The organism is Desulfoplanes sp. (genome assembly GCF_054921335.1).
Map to the genome: position 1 here is coordinate 1 of NZ_JBUDSQ010000137.1, position 3984 is coordinate 3984.

Annotated in this window: 4 protein-coding genes; 3 read left to right on the forward strand and 1 reads right to left on the reverse strand. The window is 54.6% G+C overall.

What is annotated here, in order from left to right; genetic code table 11:
• Positions 1 to 251: 251 nt before the first annotated feature.
• The 3 genes from ACY692_RS14370 (at position 252) to ACY692_RS14380 (ending at position 3582) form a co-directional block, all read left to right on the forward strand.
• The gene (locus ACY692_RS14370) at positions 252 to 2666 is read left to right on the forward strand and encodes a methyl-accepting chemotaxis protein (RefSeq protein WP_462326069.1); all 2415 of its coding nucleotides are present in this window, start codon (positions 252 to 254) and stop codon (positions 2664 to 2666) included.
• A 328-nt stretch (positions 2667 to 2994) separates the two neighbouring features.
• Complete coding sequence (locus ACY692_RS14375) at positions 2995 to 3240, forward strand: PDDEXK nuclease domain-containing protein (protein ID WP_462326070.1); 246 nt, start codon at positions 2995 to 2997, stop codon at positions 3238 to 3240.
• A gap of 51 nt (positions 3241 to 3291) precedes the next feature.
• Positions 3292 to 3582, forward strand: a complete 291-nt coding sequence (locus tag ACY692_RS14380; protein WP_462326071.1) for an AAA family ATPase — start codon at positions 3292 to 3294, stop codon at positions 3580 to 3582.
• A 186-nt stretch (positions 3583 to 3768) separates the two neighbouring features.
• Here the strand turns inward: ACY692_RS14380 and ACY692_RS14385 are convergent.
• A partial coding sequence (locus ACY692_RS14385; protein ID WP_462326072.1) for a hypothetical protein occupies positions 3769 to 3984 on the reverse strand: 216 nt, incomplete at its 5' end.

The window sequence follows — 3984 nt, forward strand, 5'->3', positions numbered from 1 at the left end:
GGGACTGAAAATCCCCGTGTCGGCAGTTCGATTCTGTCCCTCGGCACCAGTAACTGACTAAAAAAAGGACTTAGGCTTTATGCTTGAGTCCTTCTTTTTTTTAAGCACCTTCCATACCCTCGCCTTCGTGCCTTTTGGAACATGCTTGCCTTCTTCCCTTTTCCCGCCATAGTTTTCCACAACGGCCCTGGTTTCCCGTTCCGATGGCCCACTCTTTCCCACGAACCACTCTAGTCTACAGAGGTGTTTTTATGTTCAAAACCCTTCCCTTCCCGGTAAAACTATCTTCCATTTTTGCCCTTCTGATCGCAGTCATCGTCACCGTCATGGGTCTGGTTATCCATAACCAGGTCAAACAGGCTTTGACCTCCCTGGCCGAAGCCGATCTGGCCAACAACAGCGCCACGGTCAGGGACATCCTGGCCATGCAAAACGAGACCTTTGCCCAAAAACTGCAGGCCGACCTGGCCCTTTTCGAAAAATCGGTCAACGACATGGGCTATCTTTCCGTGGACGAAATGTCCTCGACCCCCATGACCATCACCAACCAGATCACCAAGCAAAAGGAGAAGGCCAGGGTACCAACCCTGCGTCTCTCCGTGATCAGCCTGAGCAAGAGCACGGAACTGGTGGACAAGATAAAGCGGTCCACAGGAGCGGTCGCCACCATCTTCCAGGTCCTGCCGGACAAGCTGCTGCGCATCTCCACCAACGTCAAAACCGCCCAAGGAAAACGGGCCACGGGGACATATATTCCGGCCAGCAGCCCCGTGTACAAGGCGGTCATGCAGGGAAAAACCTTTCTAGGGCGCGCCTATGTTGTCGATGACTGGTATCTGACCGCGTACAAACCCATGTTGGACTTCGACGACAATATCGTTGCGGTCATCTTTGTCGGGAAAAAAATCCTCTCTCCGATCCTGCGCAGTGGACTGAACCACCTCAAGGTCGGTGACGGCAAGGTGGTAGCCTTCGACTCCCAGGACACCATCCTTTTCCATCCCGATCCAGCCTTCCAGGGCAAGCCGATCACCTCATTGCCAATGGGCCATGCGATCAAAAGCGGAACGTCCCAAACCATAGAATATTCCAAGGGGGGGAAGCGCCAGCTGGCAAACGTGGATTATTTCGCTCCCTGGGATTGGCATATCGTCTCATTCGCCAGCGAAGACTCGCTGCTCCTCGGCATTGATCGACAAATCCTGATCGGATCGCTGCTAACCGGACTCGTGGCCGTTTTGAGTGGGGTGCTCATTCTATGGTTCCTGATCAAAATCTTGATGCGTCCCCTCGACAGGCTGGCCCACTACTCCCAGGAGGTCGCCTCCGGCAATTTCCAGGCAACGATTTCCTATGGTGCCAAGGACGCCGTCGGGGTGACCATAGAGGGGGTCAGAACCATGGTCAGCCAATTGAAAAACCGGCTCGGATTCGCCCAGGGAGTCCTCAACGGTGTCCATTTTCCCTGTGCCGTCGTGGACAAGGACAACCGGATAACCTTCGTCAACCAGGACATGCTCGATATCCTGGGACGGACCGAACCGATAGACGAGCTGTTGGGTATGACCAGCGGCGATCTGGTCCACCATGAAAAGAACAAGGACACTATCGCCGCCCAGGCCATACGGGAAAACAAGACCTTGTTCAAAGAACAGCCCCACATACGGCATGATGGCAAAAACTTGACCGTGTCCGTGGCAGCCGCACCCATCCGGGACCTGGACGACGAACTCATAGGCGCGGTCTCCACATGGTTCGACCTCACTGAAATCCGGGAACAGCAGCAGCGCATCGAATCCCAGAACCAGGCCATCAACCAGGTAGCGGCCGAGGCCCATACCATGACCGAGCGGGTCGCGAGTTCCGTGACCCAGCTTTCCGCCCAGATCGAACAGGTCAACAAGGGGGCGAGCACCCAGCAGGAGCGGACAATCAATACGGCGACGGCCATGGAGCAGATGAATGCCTCGGTCATGGAGGTAGCCCACAACGCCTCCGACGCCGCCCTGACCGCAGAAACGAGCATGGAACACTCCCGAAAGGGCGAACGCGATGTTCTGGAATCGGCAGACAAAATGGAATCCATCCGGGACCAGATCCTGTCCCTGAACACCTCGATGACGGGTCTTGGTCAGGATGCCGGAGCCATCGGACAGATCATCGGCGTGATCAATGACATCGCGGACCAGACCAATCTTCTGGCACTCAATGCTGCCATTGAAGCGGCCCGTGCCGGCGATGCCGGACGGGGGTTCGCCGTTGTGGCCGATGAAGTGCGCAAGCTGGCGGAAAAAACCATGCACGCCACCCAGGACGTGGGCAAATCCATCAATGCCATCCGTGCAGGTGTCCAGACGAATGTGGACGCGACCCAGCAAACTGCCGACTCCATCGAAGAAAGCGTGGCCATAGCCAAAAGAACGGCCGACTCCATCAAGGAGGTCGTCTCGATCATCGAAAAGACCTCCGGACAGGTCAGGAGCATTGCCACCGCTGCCGAGGAACAATCCGCCGCCAGCGAAGAGGTGACCCAGAGCACGACGGACGTGCGGCAAATCGCCGACGAAACCGCCAGGAGCATGGAAGAAGCGACCCAGGCCGTTGGCGATCTGGCCGAGGTCGCAGCCAAACTGGAAATGACTGTTGCCCGGCTCAGGACCGAATAGAACGCATGATGTTCCGCCCCAAGATCCCCCATCTTGAGGTTAAAATAGCCTTCAACGACGTATTCGTTGGTGGTATCCATCGCCCTGAGCGGATATCCTGAATAATGGCTCCTGATCAGAACGACGATTGCTTTTGACAAAAAAGTGAGTAATGGGGCCAAGAAAAATCGATGGATATACATGGCTCAGCAGGCCGGCATTTTTTGATCCATTCGTTCACACACGGACAATACCTACCGCCCCGCACGCAAAGTGCGTACTATGAGAAATCAGGGGCGGTAGGTTTTTTTGTGGCTGCAGCCTGCCCGTTTACCTGCTGAACAATCGAATGTTTGCGTCGTTGTACGTCAATTATTTTGATCGCCATGTGAAATTGGATGATGAAAAACCGACTATCGGAATTTTGCTCTGCCTAACCAAAAGTGATGAATTGGTCGAACTGACCCTGCCGAAAGAGGCCAACATTTATGCGTCTGAGTACCAACTCTATCTGCCCGATAAAGAAGCCTTGAAACAACAGATGGAAGAGGTTCATAAAGAGTGGGAAATATACCATCCGGAACATCGGATGTAGCAACTATGAAGACAAATACCAGGCACTTGGAAAATTTTTCATCCCCGTCTCTTGCCGGAACTTGCAGAAGAATGCCGCGCCGCTGCTGAAAAATCACAGGTACTCATTACCAGCCATTCCCCCTTTTTCCTCAACGCCATGCAGGCCGAAGAAGTCCGAGTGCTGTACCGGGATGAATCCGGGTTTACCCAGGCAGTCAAGGCATCAGATATTCAGGGGATTCCTGAAATGATGGAGGCCGGGGGCAGTCTCGGGTATCTATGGATGGAAGGCCATTTCGGAATGGGTGATCCCCTGGTCAATCCGGGTGCGCCACAATCGATCGGCAAGGGGGCAAAGTAATGCTCGAAAAGCTGATTGGCCTTTCCGGGGTCGGACCCAGATAACAATTTCGCCTTGCAAGACCCTGGAGCAGCTCGGCAAGGTCACTCCCCCCTGGGAACGCCGAGCGTCTGCTCGGCACTGCGTTGACTACATGGCAGGAACAAGGGCAGATGATGCCGGCCAGACAGTATAAAGCTGTACCCTTCAGCTGTTGCTCGAAAGGCCGAGCAGACGCTCGGCGTTCCCAGGGGAAAGACTCGTTTGCAGGGTCGGCTGCCGTGATGAATCTAATGATACCTGGCTGGGGCCTGTTTTGAATGTGAAGTACCGGAGTTTGAGGCGACAGAAGACTATATGAAGGTTGTTGTCGGAAAAGATGTCGGAAAAGATTCTTGCCCTCTTAACCGACACGCCAAATCT